Annotated in this window: 15 protein-coding genes and 1 pseudogene; 10 read left to right on the top strand and 6 right to left on the bottom strand. The window is 53.1% G+C overall.

All coding sequences use genetic code 11. The features are described from left to right. Position 1: 1 nt before the first annotated feature. The gene (locus AMM41_RS10120) at positions 2-1,405 is read right to left on the bottom strand and encodes a hypothetical protein (protein ID WP_194944718.1); all 1,404 of its coding nucleotides are present in this window, start codon (positions 1,403-1,405) and stop codon (positions 2-4) included. 193 nt (positions 1,406-1,598) lie between these two features. Between AMM41_RS10120 and AMM41_RS10115 the strand changes: the two genes are divergently transcribed. Then, the gene (locus AMM41_RS10115) at positions 1,599-2,870 is read left to right on the top strand and encodes a hypothetical protein (protein WP_089957175.1); all 1,272 of its coding nucleotides are present in this window, start codon (positions 1,599-1,601) and stop codon (positions 2,868-2,870) included. Positions 2,871-2,881: 11 nt separating this feature from the next. On the opposite strand, the gene AMM41_RS21890 is transcribed toward AMM41_RS10115, so the two are convergent. After that, positions 2,882-3,040 (bottom strand): hypothetical protein, encoded by a 159-nt coding sequence (locus AMM41_RS21890; RefSeq protein WP_194944717.1) that lies wholly within the window; start codon positions 3,038-3,040, stop codon positions 2,882-2,884. A gap of 65 nt (positions 3,041-3,105) precedes the next feature. On the opposite strand from AMM41_RS21890, the gene AMM41_RS10110 reads away from it, so the two are divergent. Further along, positions 3,106-3,720, top strand: coding sequence for an RNA polymerase sigma factor (locus tag AMM41_RS10110; RefSeq protein ID WP_194944716.1), 615 nt, complete (start codon positions 3,106-3,108; stop codon positions 3,718-3,720). A gap of 36 nt (positions 3,721-3,756) precedes the next feature. On the opposite strand, the gene AMM41_RS10105 is transcribed toward AMM41_RS10110, so the two are convergent. Both AMM41_RS10105 and AMM41_RS10100 read right to left on the bottom strand, forming a co-directional pair. Continuing rightward, positions 3,757-4,437 carry a class I SAM-dependent methyltransferase gene (locus AMM41_RS10105; RefSeq protein WP_089957170.1) on the bottom strand — a complete coding sequence of 227 codons (681 nt, stop codon included), beginning with the start codon at positions 4,435-4,437 and terminating at the stop codon, positions 3,757-3,759. 137 nt (positions 4,438-4,574) lie between these two features. Then, positions 4,575-6,287 carry a hypothetical protein gene (locus tag AMM41_RS10100; protein WP_089957167.1) on the bottom strand — a complete coding sequence of 571 codons (1,713 nt, stop codon included), beginning with the start codon at positions 6,285-6,287 and terminating at the stop codon, positions 4,575-4,577. 401 nt (positions 6,288-6,688) lie between these two features. Here AMM41_RS10100 and AMM41_RS10095 point away from each other — a divergent pair, with 401 nt between their 5' ends. From AMM41_RS10095 to AMM41_RS22460, 7 genes and pseudogenes are all read left to right on the top strand, one after another. Next, entirely contained in the window at positions 6,689-7,228 is a 540-nt protein-coding gene (locus tag AMM41_RS10095; protein ID WP_194944715.1) for a hypothetical protein, read from the top strand. Further along, the gene (locus AMM41_RS10090; RefSeq protein WP_089957162.1) at positions 7,225-7,749 is read left to right on the top strand and encodes a hypothetical protein; all 525 of its coding nucleotides are present in this window, start codon (positions 7,225-7,227) and stop codon (positions 7,747-7,749) included. The genes AMM41_RS10095 and AMM41_RS10090 overlap by 4 nt, the downstream gene beginning before the upstream one ends. Next, positions 7,746-9,806 carry a hypothetical protein gene (locus tag AMM41_RS10085; protein ID WP_194944714.1) on the top strand — a complete coding sequence of 687 codons (2,061 nt, stop codon included), beginning with the start codon at positions 7,746-7,748 and terminating at the stop codon, positions 9,804-9,806. The genes AMM41_RS10090 and AMM41_RS10085 overlap by 4 nt, the downstream gene beginning before the upstream one ends. 58 nt (positions 9,807-9,864) lie before the next feature. After that, a complete protein-coding gene (locus tag AMM41_RS10080) occupies positions 9,865-10,320 on the top strand; it encodes a CesT family type III secretion system chaperone (RefSeq protein WP_089957154.1) in 456 nt (151 codons plus the stop codon). Between the two features lie 27 nt (positions 10,321-10,347). Continuing rightward, positions 10,348-10,812 (top strand): CesT family type III secretion system chaperone, encoded by a 465-nt coding sequence (locus tag AMM41_RS10075; protein WP_194944713.1) that lies wholly within the window; start codon positions 10,348-10,350, stop codon positions 10,810-10,812. Between the two features lie 70 nt (positions 10,813-10,882). Then, positions 10,883-12,142, top strand: a complete 1,260-nt coding sequence (locus AMM41_RS10070; protein WP_089957148.1) for a hypothetical protein — start codon at positions 10,883-10,885, stop codon at positions 12,140-12,142. Continuing rightward, a pseudogene (locus tag AMM41_RS22460) lies at positions 12,042-13,061 on the top strand (delta-class carbonic anhydrase). Before AMM41_RS10070 ends, AMM41_RS22460 begins: the two are co-directional and overlap by 101 nt. A 96-nt stretch (positions 13,062-13,157) precedes the next feature. On the opposite strand, the gene AMM41_RS10060 reads toward AMM41_RS22460, so the two are convergent. Together AMM41_RS10060 and AMM41_RS10055 are read right to left on the bottom strand one after the other, a co-directional pair. Then, positions 13,158-14,948 (bottom strand): phospholipase D-like domain-containing protein, encoded by a 1,791-nt coding sequence (locus AMM41_RS10060; RefSeq protein ID WP_194944712.1) that lies wholly within the window; start codon positions 14,946-14,948, stop codon positions 13,158-13,160. Positions 14,949-15,260: 312 nt separating this feature from the next. Continuing rightward, positions 15,261-15,731, bottom strand: coding sequence for a CesT family type III secretion system chaperone (locus AMM41_RS10055; protein WP_089957142.1), 471 nt, complete (start codon positions 15,729-15,731; stop codon positions 15,261-15,263). A 421-nt stretch (positions 15,732-16,152) separates the two neighbouring features. Between AMM41_RS10055 and AMM41_RS10050 the strand changes: the two genes are divergently transcribed. Then, on the top strand, positions 16,153-18,282 hold the full coding sequence (locus tag AMM41_RS10050) for a hypothetical protein (RefSeq protein ID WP_089957139.1): 2,130 nt from the start codon (positions 16,153-16,155) through the stop codon (positions 18,280-18,282). Positions 18,283-18,368: the final 86 nt, after the last annotated feature.

Raw genomic sequence — 18,368 nt, 5'->3', positions numbered from 1 at the left:
GTCATGCGGACTGGTGAACCCATTCACGACCCATCGTCGCTATTTGTTTGTTATCGATGTTGCCGTTGAGCAGTTTCGATTCATCGGCAATCATGCGGAGCAATTCGGCCAGCGCTTTTTCCATGTCTGCAATGCCTTGCTCTAATTGCATCAAGTCTGCGATTTCTTTTTTCAAATCGGCAGCCGCCTGACGCACTTGCGCCACCAATTGGCTGGCGTGCATGTTCTGCAAGTCTTTGCCACGAACAAGCACTTGCCCCATCGTTGCGCCCTGGTGATCGCGCACATCGAGTTTCATGTCTCTGCCATTGCGCAAACTGTTGTTCAAATCACGCTCAACTTGGCTAACTTGATGGCGCGCATGCACATTCCCTGAATGGTTGGGATCAACCCCGCCACTTTCCATCTCTTGGAAGCTGCCCAGCAAAGCCAGATCCATTGCATTGAAGGCACTGAGCATGGCCATACCCTGCTGGATTTCACCCAGGGCGTCGGGCGGCAAAATGTCATCCAACAAGGTGTTGACGATGACTTGAACTTGGGCCTGCGAGGCCTGCGTTGCCCGGATCACAGCGAAGTGGTTGTTACCACCAGACATCACATCGGAGTGACCTCCTTCTTGATGCATCTTCCAGACCCGTTCCGCATTGTTGTGAACCGGGGCCTTGCCATCCGGGGACTTTTCCGAATGGGTGTAGTTTTTCAGGTCTTGCTGATAAGACGCACTGTCCAGGCGTGCGCCTGTGATCTCGACCGAGCGGGCGCTTTCGACCTCACGCTCGGGTCTGTGCAGCGAAGCGATCTGGTCGTGATGAAGGCTGCCTTGGGTGAGGTCTGACAACTTCAAGAGGGTGTCGGCCATATCGGTCAAGACCCTGTCCATCTCAAAATTGGCCATAGGCCCGCCGCCATACAGGCTGATATGTTCGAGCTCCATGAGTTGCCGTTGAAGCACGGCTTGCAAGGTGTCGATGGCTTGATGCTGCATGGGCGTGGGTGGGTTGTTCAACAAGCGCATCATTTGCTGCCGCTTTTCAATCAGCACCTTTTCCGCCTTGGCTGCGTCGTACAACTCCTTGGAGATCAGCGCACGCATTTCACCCACCGATTTGCGGATGGTGTGGACCAGCTCCATGGTGCTCATCATGTGCCCAGAAATCTCGATGGCCGGCAATTTTGGCCCTGCTGTCTCCTCTGCGGGGCTGGCCAAAGGTGGCTCTGGCACCAAGTCAGGCACAAGAGCCAGTGCGCTCGCCGCACCGGAACTTTGAGCTTGACTCAAGGCAGGGGGGCCCAATTCATGCTTCACTGGCGTGGATTTTTCCTCGACAGCAGAATCTGACTTGAGCACTTCGGCCAAGGTGGGGGCTATAACGGGCAGCGGCCCTGAAGAGATCGTTGTCATTGAATCTCGTGAATCGTGTTCAAGATAAGACCACACCCAGACGCATGTATGGCGCGGTGGCTGGCGGCATCTTAGGTGGAGCGCTATTGCCTGCGCAAAAATTAATCTGCGCATTTATTTTCAAATTGAGCCTGACCTTGAGATGGGCGATGCGTCTATAGGACAACAACCCACTTTTTTAAAGGAGTTTGAAATGCCCACCGTTGCACACAACATGGAAACTGCCCGTGCTCTTTATCAGAGCAGCATGGCCGGAGCGCTCATCGAGGTGAACAAGCGCGGTCAAATTCAGACGGCCAGCTTTGGCACCCGCTTGCGCGATGCCGCCATCCATCTTTTCTTGGGTGAGAGTGCTCGCATGGATTTCCGTGCGAGCAAGGCCCAGCAAGTGGCTGCCAAATTCTTGACCCTGACACAGGCGACCCACCGTGCCCAACAAAGTGGCGCTGAGCCAATGAACTTGCGCAACGCCACCGTGGGCAGCAACCATCCGGTGTACGAGACGATCTCAGGGCATTTCGCCCGAGCTGCAACCTATGAGCGGCCTGTGGCTGCAGGTGATCAGGCTTTTGGCAACGCTACTTATGAATCGATCGACGAGGCTTCGTATGAAGTGCCAGTGTCTTCAAGGCAAGCTGTTTTTAACAATGCCACGTATGCCTCCATTGACGAGGCTTTGTATGAAGAGCCAGTTTCGGCTCGATCAGCTGGTTTCAACAATGCCATGTATGCGTCGGTTGAGGATGCGGTCTATGCAGAAATTCCTTCCGCTGTGGCCGACACGATTCGCGAGTACGCGAGCTCTCAAGACCTGAACAGCGAGATCTTGGCCCAAGCTCGCCCGATGGTCGCCTACAAAGTCGGTCAGCACATTGTGCCGGTAGGTGTGGGTCATGACGGTCAGGTTTACCGCCATATTTTGGATCGTTCTGCACCGGCCAGCGCCCGTGAGGCGGTGGCTTGGGTAGATCGTCAGTTGAGCAAAAAGACCTGTGATGTGCAGGGCGTAGAGAACTACGATGGTTTGGTGGCCAACAGGGTGCTGAGCAAACTGGGCATCGTGGCGCGGTTCAAGACCCAGGAGGGCAATGCTTTGGAGTATCGCTCGGTGCTGGAGACAATTCCGCAATCGCTGAAGGACCGTTTTGCCCATGAATTGGCAAGCGCTTTGGCTCAAAAAGCGGCCACTCGCCGAGATGCTTCTCCTGCACCGAGTTCGGTGTTGTATGAGCGCTTGAATTCAGGTCAGGCTGACTCGGTGATTCACCGAGAGTTGGCAGCAGCGTCCGGTTTAACGGCCAGTGCCAAAGAGATGGCCATGGTGATGTTTGACAACCTTTTGGCCAAGACCATTCAGGGTGCCACGCGCATCCAGGGTGAGGTCCGCTTGGGAGCTCAAGAGTTGGTGCAGGCGGCGGCAAAAGCCATCGTTGAGGCCAAGAAACAGTTCCCTGCAACGGCCTGATGACTGTTTGTTCAAGATCGCCCACCTTCTGAAAGAAGGTGGGCTTTTGGCTTTTGGGCCTGCTGACGATTAACTTTTGGCAACGGAATGATGTTCAAGGAAAATATTTTTTCCTTTGATTTGTTCAGGCGCATACGTTGCACAAAATGACTTTTGTGGTTGAAGTCCACGCACTGGTTTTGTTCTTGTGGGGTATTTGTCCGACAAATGGGCGAAGCCCCTTGGGTGAATGGCCATGACCGACGCCACAGAGGGCATGCGGTTATCTCCTGTCAGCGTTGAAGATGGCATTCTTCGTGACATTGCTCAGGGGGGGGCTTGCGCTGACTTGGCTTTACGGCGCTTGTATGACCTGTTCGGGCAATCGATGTTGCGCTTTTTTGTTCACCAGGGTGCTTCGGCCGATGAGTCGCAGGACATTTTGCAAGACACATTGATCAAGGTCTACAAGAGTGCGGGTCAGTACGCGGGTCAGGGAACGGCCAAGGCCTGGATTTGGCAAGTGGCTCGAAACACTTTGCAAGATGCTTTTCGTAAATCACAGCGGATTCGAGCCGATGAAATATCGGTCAAACCTGAGCAGTGGGGTCATTTTGAGGAAACCGTGGCAGCGCCCTTGTGTCACTCCCCCCAAAGTGTGGATCAATGCGTGGCAGATGGTCTCGAACAATTTGCGCTGGAAATGCCGGACCGTGCAGTGGCCTTGAACTTGTACTTGGAAGGTGCTTCGATGGAGGACATTTCGGTGCAAATCGGACGATCGGTTTCAGCAACCAAGGAGTACTTGTCTCAATGCCGCAAGAAAATCAAGCCCTACATCGCCCATTGCACTGAAAATTTAGCCGACTGACCTTGTTCTTGATGGGGCTGACATGCACTGCACGCTTCATGTGTGAATTTCTTGGCTAACGAATTGGGTCCAACCCACTTGGTAACTGAGAAACAGTGCTTGGGCCTCTTGGGCTTCGGCCACTTGGGCAATGAGGGTGCCTTTGCCGCCGACGCGCAGCTCGTGCAGGCCTACGTCAAAACTGCCATCGGCTTTGTGGGTCAGGCTGGCGTGACAGGGGGAGTCGTCGACCACCACCAGTGTGTCCTTGTGAATTCGCGGCATACAGACACTCAACTCCTTGAGGTGGTGAGCGGCTGATGCTTGCCAATATTGAAAATCAACATCCATGGAGTCGAGGTACAACAAGTCAATCCAACGGCCTTCGGCTTGGAGAGTTCGGACCAAGTTGGCGAGAAATTTCACGCTTTCTGCTTGGTGCACAAACGTTCGAGCGCTGACGATGGATTGGCAGGCCTGGACTGCACCGGGATGCAGATCCACCGATATGCAAAAGGACCCGTCATTTCGATGTTGCACATATTGGTCAAACTGGTAGGTGCTCATGCCATCACCGACCCAGCCGTTGGTGTCGCGCAGGCACCCGGTTTCGACAATGACGACGGGTCGATCGAATAAATCCATGTATTCGAACATGTGTCGAAATGTGCTGGCTCGCTTGTGCAAGCGGGGTTCAGCCACTTCGGTAAAAAAATCCCAGAAGGCTTGGTTTTTCATAATCAAGAGTTGAATTAAGCAAAGCTGGGCTTGACGCCCTGATCGGTCAGGAACTGCAACCGATCTCGGAACATGTCGATGAGCACCGTGGCCACCTCGGCCATGGCATCGTTCGATGTGTTGTTGCGGCGAACCTCTCAGTGCGTGCGAGGAGCTGAGGGATTGGCAGCTTCCTGTCGGCCGCTGCCAATCTCGTGGTCAAAGCCCTTGTTGGCATTCTTGCCCTCTTGCGGAATGGATCGACCGGGTTCGACTTGGGGGTCGATGCGCACTTGCCGCTGAGCGTGGCGTTCTGAGGCTGCGGTGGTGGGCAGACGCGATTTGCCGTCGTCGCTGATGCCCAGTTGGGCATTCTCACGGGCCATACGCTCCAGGCGGCTGAGTTTTTGGTTGTCGTTCAAACCCAGGCCACGGACAGCATCTTCAGCCGCACCGGCTGCCGGAGCGTGGTAATCGGTGGTCTCTTCACTGACCTCATTGACCGTGGAAAAGCCCGTATTGATCCGTCCGCGAACAGGTGTCGCCTGGAGGTCAGGCTCATCAGGGGTGTAGTCATCGCCTTGCGGCGCTTCACGGAAGGGGTTGACATGATCGGTGGGCAGTTGCGACAAATCTCCTCCAGCTTGAAGCACTGCGCGAGCTTGGGCTTTGAGCAAAGCCATGCCTTGTAAGCTGGCGATCAATTCATCTCTGCGATCCCACAAGGCCATGCCTGCTTGGTCTTGGTAGGGGGTTTTGGTGACTCCCCCCAGGCCGTCCAGTAATTCGTCATCCACAGTCATGGCCCCTTCGGCAAGGGACGCGTATTCGGTCTCCGTGACTTGGCTCATCAGGTTTTGAATTTGGTTCAGGTCCTTTTCTCCCGTGGTCATGCTGTTGAGACGGCTGATGGCGTTGACCAAGGTTGGGAAACGGTTGGCCCAGGCATCCAGAAACTCCAGGTCTTGTGCCGAGAGTTTTTCACCCTGTGTGAACGCATCGACCATGGCACGGGGCGTGCGTGTGTGCTGAATTTCCTGGCCATTGCCCAAGCGCACGGTGGTGGTGTCGACTTTGTTTTGGGCGAGTGCCTCTATGCGGCGACTTTCGTTGAACCACGCGAGCAAATCTACCAATTTTTTGTCTGACAGAACCTGCACCAACTTCTTTTCCATGTCTTGCAGGATTTGCGGATTGTCCGAGCGTGCGATTTGGGTGCGCACTTGATTCAGCGATCTTGTCACCGCGCCAAACGCCATCTCAAACGATTGGATCTGCTCGGCAATGACCGCAATATCGCTGCTGGCCACCTGAAATCCCGAAAGGTAATTGGCCAAATGTTGACCTGCCGATGGCTTGTTGTCTGTCGGGAGTGCTTTGAAATCTGCCATCTGGCTGCGCACGGCTTCGATGGACTCTTGCGCTTGGTCCAGAGCCAGCAGTTGCCTGTTTTCCTCCATCAAAGGGGCCAAAGTCTCATCTTGAACTTCGGCCACGAACTTCAGAACTTGCCGAATATCGTGGGTCGTCAAAGCACGCGTGCCATCGAGCTGGTTGGCGAGTTGTCGGCGAACAGCGCTGAGGGTCTCTTGCATGGTGGCGCTGTAATCGGCCTTGAGCGTGTTGACCAACTGTCCCGATTCAGGGGTGCCTTGTTGCAGTTGATTTTCCAGGCAGCGAACAAACGCTTCAGCCACCTGGTTTTGTTCTTGCCTGACACCGTCACCACGGAACAGGTTGACCACCCAACTGGCAAAGCTGCCACGGGTTTTGATGTTGTCGGCGGAGTTGGCGCCTGAGCTGGCGAGCAGAACCTGATGATGGCCGCCTTGGTCAGCGATGTTGCGGAAGGTGTCGAGTTGTAAGGGCATGGATTTCACCTTTAAAAACTAGCCTTTAGTCTATGACTATTAAGTTCAATCATTAACAATTAATCCCCGGCTTCCTATTTTTTGAGATCCATTTAGCCAGATGCCTCCAAAAAAAGCGTGGTGTATTTGCATGCTCAGACCAGAAGGCTGAGAAACAAAATCCATGTCACATGCATGCAAAGCACGGCACCTAATATGCAACTATAGTCTATAAATTTTTCAAGTCCACATGGATCTAAATCATGCATTTAAAGTCTAAAAAATAATACAAAAATATAAATTAATGTGTTTTTTGGTCGTTTTATCGATTGGATTTTATTTTGGCGTAAAAAATCAATGCCAATTACCATCGGAACACCAAAGACAAAAGTATCAGGCATACCCCATTCAGGAGTCCGAGCATGACAAGCACTCGCATGGTGTTCCAGGAGTTGGCCGATCAGGCCCTGCAGGAATTGAAAAGTCAGGGGTTGGCAGCCACCCCTGTGGATTTAGGCGATGCGGGCTCGCTGCTCACTTGGGCCGAGCCTTGGCAGGGGCCTGTACCGCAAAACATGGACGCCACGGCCTTGTTTGCCGCCGGTGCTAACCCTGCGAAGTCTTGCCATTTTTCACTGTTGATGATGACCGAGGGTGCCCTGCCCGGCGTGCATGGCCATGAAGTGTGGACGGCCTTTTGCCGCCAACTGGGGGCGCGCTTGTCGCCAGTGGATGTTTTTCTTGAGCCTTCAAGCGAAAGACTGACCTTGCGTTACAGCCAGATCTTGATGGCCGGCTGCATGCCGCGCCTGACCGAGGTGGTTGAGCATCTGTTTTACGTGAGCCAGTTTGTACTGCCTGCGGTGCAACGCATCGATTTGTCGTTCTGGACGCCAGAGCACAGCCGTGTTTGCGCCGACGGCGTTGTGGAGCAAGTCATTTCATTGGGAGCACGGGCATGAGCACTTCAATCCCCAAAACAGAACTTTGTCAGGCTTTGGCCCAAGCGCTGGACGACATGCAACTGGATGCCCAACCACAGGCTGAGCTCAACGACGATGCCATGGTCTGGGACGTGGCGTTGATTCCCGGCGTGAGAGCTCAGCTGATGCTGCAGCGCACGTCTTACGACGACCATGCCCTCACATTGGTCACGTCAAGCTACTGTGCACACGATGCTGAGCGTTGGAATGATCTGGACGCCTTCGCAGAAATCATGGGCGCACTGTCTGCACCCACGCGACTGATCCGTCTGGACGAAGAGCTCGGCATGCACCTGGCGGGTCGCGCATGGGGTGCGGCATTGCTGGTGGACTTGCTGGTCGAATTGGTGGCCTTGCAGCGCTATGCCTTGGTCACTACCTTCGATGCCTGGGTGGCCCTGGCCCGAGGTGAATGCGATGTCGACAGCGCCGCCTTGCGCTTGAACAAGGCCATTGAAAACAGCCGCACATCGGCACAAGTTCAAGGGGGTACGGCATGACGCTTAAAAAAATTGGTTCAGGTGCTTCTTCCGGCACAACGCCCAAAGTTGATCAACAAACCACGACTCAGGTTCAGACGCCGCCAGCTTCTTCCCCTTCTGATGACCCAAAGTTCAGTGCGAGCCCACCGGATCGCCCTGCTTTGGTGCCCAGTGGCCCAGAGAACAAAGGCCTCACAACAGCGACGGCAGCACCCCATCCGAGCGTTCAAGCCGACACGCAACCGACCTCGGCTTGGCGAGAGCGTGTGTCTGAATTTGTGGGCAACTGGAAAGCAGAAGAGAAAAAAGGGCCTCTCAAAGGCATCATCAGCGGGGCCACGGGCGAAGGCTCTGGTGTGACAGAACTGGTCAAGAGCAACAAAGAAGCAAGCCCATTGGCAGCTCAAATGGTCGCCAATGCCGGCTTGGGCATTCGCCATGCAGTTGGAGTCAGTCGTGCAATCGTCAACCCATTGACCTCGGTCAGTGACAAAGTCGCTACGGCCCTCAAGGACGGTAAACCCGTTGATTCTTGGCTCAAAGTGAGCGGTGTTCCCGTATCCATTGGCCAAGGCTTCAACTCTGGACTCGCGGCCCTGTCCTTGATCAACTCTGCCAAAACAGGGGTTGAGTTGGTGCGAGATTTTGCGGGCGATGTGGCGGCCAGCCGAGACAGAACGGCGTTGTCGCATCTGCTGAAAGACTACGACATCAATACCCATACTTTGAAGGATTCGAAGGGCGAATTCACCATACCCGCAACCACTTACACGATGGTGGATGGCGCTGAAAAAGCCATCGATCACCCCACCTATGCACACATCAAGGAACTGATGAATGCCAAAGGTGCTGATCGCAGCCGAACCCAAGGGCAAGCTGTGTGTGATCGCTTGACCCAGCTCAAGGACATCACGATCAGTAACTCACAAGCGGCCAATGGCATCTTGTCCACCGTCGGCAAAACAGCCGTCAAAGCGGCATTGGGAGACTCCATTTCCAAAGCCGTTCCGGGTGTCGGTGCTGCGGTCACTTTTGTGGCGGCAGGACATGCCACTTGGAAGGCTGCAGTCAACATCTCCGCACTCAACAATGTTCGGCTGGCCGAGGACAACGCCAAAGACGATCTGTGGCTCAAGGCCATCAGCTCGCACATCAAGCAAGAGCGTTTGCACAACAGCCGCACCAATCTGGCCAATGCAGCAGCCAATGCGGTATCGGGCAGTCTACAAACGGCGTCACTGGCCGCAGGTCCTGGTGCGCCAGCTGCACTGGTTGTCGCCGGTCTTTGTGGCACAGCACTGACCGTTGGTGTTGCCATTGGCGTGACGGCTTTTGAAATCGGACACAAAGCCACTTTGGCCAAGCGGCGTGAAGGTGCGGAAGGCAAATTGAAGGACTTCCAAACGCAACTGCAGCAAGATGGCGCAGACAAAGCCAAACTCATGGCCAGTTTGTCTGACGGCAGCAATATTGGTTTGGCCGAATTCGCTCTGATGAAACGTCTTCGCAGCAGTGAACCCAAAGAGCGTGCTGCCGCCGTCAAGTTTTTGACCGACTTTGGCTTGAGCAAAAACACCATCATCAAGCTGCAGACCAAGGATATGAAATCGGCGATGGATGCCATGCAAAACGCCCTTTATTCTGAAAAAGTCAACCTCAGCTGGAAAGGCTTGTCTTACACCGTGGGCTCGGTGGGACGCGTGTTAGGCATTGTGCAAGCCGTCAACGCTGCTAAAAAAGGCCTGACTTTTCTGGCTGACAAAATCACCGAAAGCGTCACGCCCAGGCAGGGTTCGGGCATTGAGCTGGTGGGCGCATCCAATGTGCGAGGTGGTCTGAAGTCGCCCCCAAAGTTTTCGTTGGAAGAAACGCGAAGCGCTTTCAAGTTACAAGGTGCGCCTTCAACGTCAAGCCATGTGCGTGATTCACATCGCACTGGAGTGCACAGTCGGGTGAATGAAGAACTGAATGCGGTGATCAAGCGCAATTCCGTTCTTGATCTGCCCCAGGTCCGCTCACTCGCACAAGATGCGGATGAGCTTGATAACGCTTACCGGGCAGACGCTACAGCTTGACACTTAATGAACGGAAGACCCATGTCGTTGGCGTCATGGGGCTCATAACGGAGAACGTATGAAACCCGAAAAACTGATTCTGGAATGGATGGACGCCATCGATCTGGAGGCGCAAGCGCTGGACCTGAAAGAGCGGCAATGCCGCTTTCAGGCCCTGGATCGATTTGAGGTCTCAATTGAATGGCCCCGTTCGACTTCTGATTTGTTTGTGGTGCTCGACATGATGTCCACTGGCATTGGCGAGCTGCGCAAGCGACGCCTGGAAAAAGCCATGCAACTCAATGTTTATGGCCTTCGCACGCGTGGCGCTGTCATCGGCTGGGACGAGCTCAATGATCGCATCGTCTTGTCCTACCGTGTGCTGCTCGATGGGCTGGACATCTACGCCCTCAATGCCACCATCACCAATTTGCTCGAGGTGGGTGTTGAGTTGGAAGCAGAACTGGAAATGCGTCACCTGCAGCCAGCAAGCTCGACACAGGAGTTGCAGTCTCAGTCTGCATTGATGCCATGAATGCCTGATGCCAAGAAGGAGGAATCAATGAACACACAAGACATCGTTGAAAGCTGGATGAAGCATGTTGGCTTGGCCGAAGAGGCCTTGATTGCCCATGAACATCGTTGTTGCTTCAAGGCCGACAGCAACTTGGAGATGAGCATTGATTGGCCATCTGCCAGTGACGACCTGTTCTTGGTGGTCAAGTTGCTGCCCGCCATGTCGGGAGAGTTGCGTCGAATGCGCCTGGAGGAGGCCATGCGCCTGAATGCTTTTTCATTGACCACACGGGGCGCGGTGATTGGCTGGGATGAAGCGCATGACCAATTGATTTTGAGCTATCGCATGGACAGGGAATGGGTCGATGCCATCAGACTCGGCAGGGCGGTTGTGAATTTGTGCGAAGTTGCGCAGGATGTCATGCGCTCTCTGAGCTTTGTACAAGACGAGGCGCCTGCATGTGCTGTGCAGTCGCAGGGTGCTGATGCTTTTCAACAGTTCAGGGCCTGAGCCATGGCAACGCCTTGCTCAATGCCATCACCGATGAAATAAATCTTGCGTTCAGTGTAAGGAGATCAAGATGCCCACGATCCAAGCGAATTTGCAAGGCTTTGCAAAAATTGCCCAAAATGCTGCGAATGCCAGTCAGGAAGTCCGAATTGGCCATGCGGGTGGTGAGGAGACACTCAAAACGCGTGGCAAATTTTTCAGCCGTCTTGTCGAGATCATTCGCCCTGATGTTGCACGCCAAGCCCATCGTCAAGCGGCAGAAGCATTTATTCATGCGGTCTCTTCGTCCTTAGGAACCTCCAGAGCGGCGGGTGTTCTCAAAGGTGCTGAACTGGTATCGTTGGATCGCCAAGGCGAAGTGGTGGCCAGCTTGAGAAACAGTTTGACCCGTCAATTGCGGGAAGGGGCTCGTTTGACTGGCGCTGATATTGCTCAGGCACTGAAACATGTGCAAGACGAGGTGGTGGTGAGCGGTCATCTCGCCAAAATCGATCAGGCGGTGTCCTTGATAGACCGTGCTGTCAACAACTTTGAATATCTGAAGCCAGCCATTCAGGACAAAGATTTGACGACAGAGTTGGACAGCCATCACAAGCAACTGCTTTCATCTGTGCATGAAGACATCGACCATGCTCAAAAGTTGCACCGCAATATCAAAGCCAATCAACAAGATATTGAACAGCATGTTCGCAGATTCATCTTCAATTCCACCCCTGAGGTCAAAACAGCTTGGAAAGAAAAAATGCAAACCTTGAATGCAGCGGCACGCTCATTGAATGATGCGATTGGCCGAATTCAGGATGTGTCTGGCCAGCGCTTGGGAATGGCTTTTCAGGTGGAGCAAGCGGTCGAAAGAGATGATTTTTCGCACACCAACGATGATCGTCTTCGCAATGCAGTTCCTGAGCCAATGCGTGAACCTTTTCAAGGTTCAGTCAGTTTGCCTGATGCACCTGCACGGGGTGTTCTCAAGCCATCGCCCAGTCCTGTCTTGGTGGATCGAGATGCCCCATGGGTGGACGATGGCATAGAAGCTGAAGTGCCCAAGACAACTTCAAGAGACCGTGCAGAAGATGCAGCCTTGCAAGCTCAAAGAGTCAATGCGCGACAAAATGGCCATTCACGCTATGCCGAAATGCCCAACAATAAATCCGAGTTCGCCATTGGTTTCGCACCACGAGATTCGGTGGCTCAATACCCAAATGAAGCCTCTGCTGCCGCTGAATTCGATGCACGCCAAGCAGAAATTCGGGATCGGACAGCTTCAGAGGCTGTTCCTTCGGCGGTCGACTCCTCAATTCAAGCCAGGCCTCGCAGCGAGTCTGCATGAAGTTGTTGAAGGGTCAGGGAGGTTTTGCCTGCGCTTTTATTGCGGGCATTTTTTAAATGGAGTCTTTATGAATAAGCTGGCACACACCTTGGCCTTGTTGTTCCTCGTTTCATCAGTTTCACAGGCCGACGAAAAATCGGTTGGCGCTGAAAAAACAGTCGCATCCCCTTCTGTCATTGAACACAGTTCAGTCACGGATGTCGATAAGTTTGGCCCCCAATCACCCCGAGATTTGTCGAAAAAAGGAGGCCAAAACACGCTGCATTTCTCACCTGCGCCATCTGCAGGGCAAATGAATTTGTGCAACATTCATTTTCATAAAAATGCGGAACACAAATGGGGTGAGTTCTCCACTTATGCCGGGCGGGGTGATGGCCATGGCTATCAGACGGGATTCAAGTACTCAGGCAAACTGAATTTGAAAGAAAGCTAAAAACTAGACTCAGAGGTGTGTACAAGCAAGCACGGTGGCTTGCAAGTGGGTGACACCATTGAGGTTCACTATGTCTACAGCACAGCAAAAATTTCACCGGGCGCGACTCTGGCGGCATGTCTGAATGAGTCCCTGAACAATCCCCAGTTGCGTGTTGAGGCACAAGTGATGGTGTTGGTCAATGACCCCAAGGCGGCAAAGTTTGGCGAATTGGCTCGTGTTCAGAAAGTCAATGGCTTTTATCAAGCCCCCCAAAGACCTGCGAACACCGGGCAACCTGTCCAATATGCTGGCTCCACCACAGGGGCTGCTTACAACGAAAAAGCTTCACCGTTGGCGGTCACCTGGCGTGTTCGGCCCAAGGTGTTGAAAGTGAATGCAGCATCGCTTGGACAGTGGTGTGATGGCAATGAATTCAAAGAGGATCATGCCCATTCCGTTCGAAATCTCGTGAACAACGAAAAGCTGCTGGCGCCCATTCAATAACTTGATTCATCAAAGACCTGTTCAGTCTTCATGAGACTGACATGTCTGGCTTGAATGATGGGGCCATCCTGCATGGCAAAAGATGGCCCATCAAGATCAGGATTCGTTGGGCAGTCCTATTTTTTGCAACAAGGCATCCTTTTGTTGAAGTTGTTCAGCCCATTGAGCTTGTGGCGTGGTCAATGGTTTTTTGAACTCCGTGACCAGCAAATCAATGTCTTGCTTGGTCACTTCGGGTGTGTTGTTCCAAAATTCACCGAACAATGAATCGGTCAAATGGGTGTCCGTACTCTCCATGAACATCACGTTCTCATGACTTCTTTTGAAGGATTGGCCATCCAGATTGTGGGTGCCGGTGAGCAACAAGGAGGGCTCGGTGGGGTCTTGTCGTTTTAACGCATAGACTTTGGCGTGATCATTCACGGGCCGTCCACCGGGATCAAAATCATGCGCATCGCGCAGCGTTTGGGTCGGGTTGAAGACGTGAATTTCCAGTTTGCCTGCGTTGCTGTTGGCAGGCAGGGCATCCACTTTGTTTTTGACCGACTGAATGTCTTTGAACAACAAGGCCGCATCATGGACCTTGGTTTTGGTGGGTGCCAAGATCTGGACATTGACGCCTCGTGAAATGGCTTCTGTGACCAATTTTTGAGCCGTCGAATTGAATGCATTGTTGCGTAACAACAAGGTATCTCCTGGTTTGGCTTCTTTGAACAGGTGCTCCAGTGCTTGCTTGATGGGCTTGGCTTCTCTGGGCTCAAGGTTGCTTCCCTTGTTCTGTATCCATGCAATTTTCGCTTGGTGGCCCTGAACACTTTCATCGGATTTCAAAAAACCAGAGCTGCGCAGTCCGCTTTCGAGTGCATCACTGAGTTGGTGCTCAGCGCTGTTCTTGAAAGGATCTTTGATGTCAATGCCTCGGATGGTCGTGTCCATTTCTTGACGAAGGCTCTTGGTTTGGCTGGATTTGAGGGCGACCTCAATGCCGGCTTGACCGTTTTCCATCGTGAGCAAGCCGATGTGTTTGCCCTGAGGCAGCATGGTGTCGAGCAAATAGTCCCTTTGGGAGCTGGCCAGCTTTTGGCTCAGGCTGACAGCACCACTGTCAAACCAACTGGGTTTGCTGGTGTTGCCGATGCTGGCACCCAAAGTGGCTGCAAATCCAGAGTCATTGATGGCAAATTTGTTGTGATGAGAGCCACCAATGCCCGGCGTCGCAGCCACCATGTAGACCTTGGCTTTGAGGTCGGTGATGGGCAAGCCTGAAATGTGGCCGCCTTTGACCATGGCCTGCAGGTCTTCTTTGGAGCGCTGGCCCAGTTCGGCGACATTTTTGACGCTTTTGCCTGTCACAGCACCCGCTTTAACGGCTTTGTTGTACTCCTCCACAATTTGCTTGTTGTACGCGTCCAGAACCTGTGGCCAGTGTTGTTGCTTGTGGTTGTCTGGATTCAAGCTCACCTGGGTGCGTTTTCCACCGGTGACTTTGTTCTGAATGCCCACGCTTTTGTTGTAAAGGAAGACAAAGTTGAACTCGGCATCGCTTTGCTTTTGTGCCAGTCCTGCCAGCACACCATGCATGGTGGTGGTGACTTTTCCACCTCGTTCAATGGGTTTGATGCCATAGGTGGTGACTGCCGCAAATTTATCGGCTGATTCAATGGTCGCCTTCATCAATCGTATTTGCTCAGGCTCGCTGGATACGCCTTTGTTGAACACAAAGGCGTTTTCATCGTAGGCATTGGCCTTCACATTTTGGAAGGCCTTGGCTTCCAACAATCGCTCAACGCTGCTGTTCGTTGGGTTGCTGGTGGCTGTCGCATTTGAACGCAACCCGTTGTGACGGCTGAGCAAACTGTCCAATTTTTCGAGATTGTGTTTCAGCACAGGTGTTTGTTGTACCAAGGCTCTGATATTTTCAACAGCCGTCTCTCGTCTCTGTGGACTGAACACCAAGGCCAGTGACTGCTTGGCCACCTCAAAGAGAGCCGATGCCGTGTGAAGACGCTCAGGTCTGCTGGCATCCGAATAACGGATTGTTGCTCGGTTGCCGTCTTGCGTCGGCGCTGCTGCAGTACCGTTGTTATGTGTGTTGAATGGCGCTTGAGGTATGGAGGGGATTCTGTTGGCAAGAGAAACAAGAGGAGGGGTTGGCATAGGTCATCCTGTCAATGAAATCAAAAGTAATGGAATCGCTTTTCAGACAAGTGGGGCTTCCCACAAGGGGCCCTCATGGGGTTCATCCAGATCAGGAGGCTCTGCAGATTCAATGATTTCTTCCCAAGCCGAAGCTTTTTGGCTGAAGTCAAAAACAAGTTGGCGCAATTGATCGAGCTTCAGCGACTCACTTTGGATGTCGAATTGTTGCAACACCATGCCATCGGGTTCTTGCAAGGCCATGCGGATGCCGCCATGCAAGTCGGACAGTCCGTTGTAGGTCAGCAAGGACTCATAAATGCGAAACCGAGTCGATTCTTGTGGTCGACCAATTTCGCATGAGAGTGTCAGAACACCGCTTTGTTCATCCAATCGGAGAGCAATAGGGGTTTCATAGGCATTCAGGGCCATCAGCCACAGGGAAGGGGCAAGTTGTTCAATCAGGACCACTTCGCTGGTGCTGGGGCCGAGTTCATCCAACAGCAGTTGCATGCGTTGTGCGTGTTGTGTCATTGTTTTTTTCCTTTACTTGAGGTCCGGGGTGGGTCGGATTGAAGGTAATGCTGATGGTCCGGATTAATTTTGTAAAACATTAATCAAGTCACCACCTGTGCGGATCATCGCTTGAGTATTAACTTTTGCAGAGTCTGTGAGTCCTCTGTAGACTGAACTTTCGAATGATTTACCTCGGGGAAAAATCCATGCTTGGATTTCAAATTGAACAGTCGGCGCTCACAGGAAAGGACAATTGATCATGCTCTCCAATGCCATCAATGGACGTTTGAATACTCAAGGACTGAACAACTCAACGGTTGACCCATCGAAACCTGCTGACACGCCCCCGGGTGTTGTGAAAGCCGATGGTGGATTTTCGTCTCTCGTCAAACAATTAAAACTTTCGTCTCAACCAGCTCGTCCCAGCGAAGTCAGAGATGTGGTCTACATTGGAGTGGGTGCCTCGACCGCCTATTCACTGGCTGTGCGCAACCAGGAAACTCAAGCCAATCTGATAGACCTTGATGCGACCCCTTATGAAGGCAAGATCACCATCATTGGTAAGTCGGATGCATGGGAAGCCTCGGTACGCGGTGCTGGAGATATCAACCACCAGCACGAATTGATTGACCATTGGGGCCAACATGCGCCTGGTTTCGAGCGGCAGGTCGCCAAACGGGAAGATTTTGCCAAGCAAAATGCCGGTCAACTGCTCGATGCAGTCAAGATGGGCGCAGAAGCCATTGCCAACAGCGTTAAAGATGTCAAACGGGAGGCAGATGGGACCTTCACACTCAAACTCAATGACGACAGCACGGTGCGTGCCAAAAAAGTGGTGGTTGCCTCTGGGGCAGGTGCACACACAGCGGTGGACCATGCAAGCCTCAAGTCTGAAGGCGAGCGCACCAAGGCTGAGACCGAATTGCTGAAGAACAACCACATCAATTTGCCTAAGCATCTGCGTGACAAGGCCATGGACCTTGACACCTTCATGCGCAAGACCGATTGGGCCAACCCATCGGATTGGAAGGGCAAGACTGTGGTGGTCCATGGGCCCAATGCCGGTATCGATGCCGTAGAGCGCGCAGGCAAGCTAGGGGCCACTGTTCGCTGGGTCTCTCGCACCAGTGATCCTGCATTGTTGGATGGCAATGCCTTGGAATATGCACCAGGTATCGCTGCAGAAGGGGTCATCAAAGCGGAAAAAATGGCGATCACTCAAGGCCATGACGGGCGCCTCAAGCTGGACATCGCTACTTTTAAGCTCGATGAACAAAAAAAAGTGGTCATGGATGAAAACAAGAAGCCAGTCCCCAGTGGTCAGACACAGACTTTGAGCGCCGACATTTATGTTTATGCGCTGGGACAAGATGGCAATTCTGTGGACCATCATTCGGGCGAAGTCGCGGTGGGTGGTTTCCTCAAGGACTTCATCAGCGAATTGGAGCCTCAGTACGACATCAACCAAGCCTTCAGTGATAAACCCTACGAAACCGTTATGGGTTTTCAGATCAAGGCTGCAGGTCAGCCTTATCCGGCCGATACCGGTCTGGAGGTGATTGGTGCAGCTGCGAGCACGATCGCCAGCAGCGTCAAGCACAACTATGTTGATAAATCCCTGGCCGATTTGAACGATGCTGCTCAAAAAGACTTGAGTCCAGAGCAGTCAGGTCGTTTGCTGGAAGCCCTGAAGTCGGGCAATGCAGATGCAGCCAAGTTGGTACTCAAAGAGGCACGCGAAGCACTCATCGGTAACCCATTCGGTCTCAACACAAAAGAATTGGCGACCCAAGACAATGTTTTGCGTCATCTTGAAAAATCCATTTCTCGGCACTTCGAGGCTGATGCTTACTTCAACCCCAAGGCCGCTCCCGGCAAAGATGCTCCTCCTGCACGGGAGTTTGCCAACCGGGAACTTGACAATACCAACCGCACCCAAGTGGCCTCGGTGCTGCAGGCGGCGCAACTCGGCTCTGTGAAGGCCAGTGTGGCTGCCCTCAATTCATTCACGCCCCGCTATGTCCAGGCCGGTGAGGCCAATTTCAGTACAGATAACCGCACTCAACTGCGCGTTTTTATCGCACAAAATTTTCCTAAGATCACCAACGATCAAGCCACCAGTTTTATCAACGATGTCATCACCATGCGCCATCGTGGCAGCAAAGATGCCCAAGCTGCGCGTGCCACTGACTTGCTCAGCCAAGCAGCCCGTGCTCACGCCCAGCAGCCGCTCAGTCCATCAGATCTTGCAGACCTGCTGAGCCAAGGCGGCATTGACAGCGAGAAAGCCAAGCCCTTGGCTCAAACGTTGTTGTCGACTGCAGGTTCACTGGTGGATCCGAGTCCAAATGTTTCTGGGGGCAGTGCTTCACGCTCAGCCAAGCTCAGTGATGAGCAGCGCAAGGCCGTTGAGCTTTTATCGGGCGCTTGGGCGAGCAGCAGCATTGTTGTTCCAGCATGGGGTACACCCGAGCAAGTGCGGGGCGCTTATGTCGCCGAGTTGCAGCGTCTGAACAGCGATGCCAGTGCCGTGGCAACTCCTGCCGTCAGAGCCTGGATGCAGGTATGACGTGTTTGAACTTTGTGAAAATTTAATCAAAAATCAATTTTTTGTTGACGTACTTTTTATGGTGTGTAGGCCCTATCGATTCATGG

Source organism: Limnohabitans sp. 2KL-3 (assembly GCF_001269405.1).
Classification (GTDB): Bacteria; Pseudomonadota; Gammaproteobacteria; order Burkholderiales; family Burkholderiaceae_C; genus Limnohabitans_A.
The sequence above is the reverse complement of the archived record's forward strand: the minus strand, read 5'-3'. Positions and strand labels throughout refer to the sequence as shown.

Bases quoted from the DNA above. Each gene is read 5' to 3' on its own strand.
- AMM41_RS10075 (WP_194944713.1), top strand. From the start codon at position 10,348: ATGAACACACAAGACATCGTTGAAAGCTGGATGAAGCATGTTGGCTTG.
- AMM41_RS10080 (WP_089957154.1), top strand. From the start codon at position 9,865: ATGAAACCCGAAAAACTGATTCTGGAATGGATGGACGCCATCGATCTG.
- AMM41_RS10070 (WP_089957148.1), top strand. From the start codon at position 10,883: ATGCCCACGATCCAAGCGAATTTGCAAGGCTTTGCAAAAATTGCCCAA.
- AMM41_RS10090 (WP_089957162.1), top strand. From the start codon at position 7,225: ATGAGCACTTCAATCCCCAAAACAGAACTTTGTCAGGCTTTGGCCCAA.
- AMM41_RS10110 (WP_194944716.1), top strand. From the start codon at position 3,106: ATGACCGACGCCACAGAGGGCATGCGGTTATCTCCTGTCAGCGTTGAA.
- AMM41_RS10115 (WP_089957175.1), top strand. From the start codon at position 1,599: ATGCCCACCGTTGCACACAACATGGAAACTGCCCGTGCTCTTTATCAG.
- AMM41_RS10120 (WP_194944718.1), bottom strand. From the start codon at position 1,405: ATGACAACGATCTCTTCAGGGCCGCTGCCCGTTATAGCCCCCACCTTG.
- AMM41_RS10085 (WP_194944714.1), top strand. From the start codon at position 7,746: ATGACGCTTAAAAAAATTGGTTCAGGTGCTTCTTCCGGCACAACGCCC.
- AMM41_RS10055 (WP_089957142.1), bottom strand. From the start codon at position 15,731: ATGACACAACACGCACAACGCATGCAACTGCTGTTGGATGAACTCGGC.
- AMM41_RS10095 (WP_194944715.1), top strand. From the start codon at position 6,689: ATGACAAGCACTCGCATGGTGTTCCAGGAGTTGGCCGATCAGGCCCTG.
- AMM41_RS10105 (WP_089957170.1), bottom strand. From the start codon at position 4,437: ATGAAAAACCAAGCCTTCTGGGATTTTTTTACCGAAGTGGCTGAACCC.
- AMM41_RS10100 (WP_089957167.1), bottom strand. From the start codon at position 6,287: ATGCCCTTACAACTCGACACCTTCCGCAACATCGCTGACCAAGGCGGC.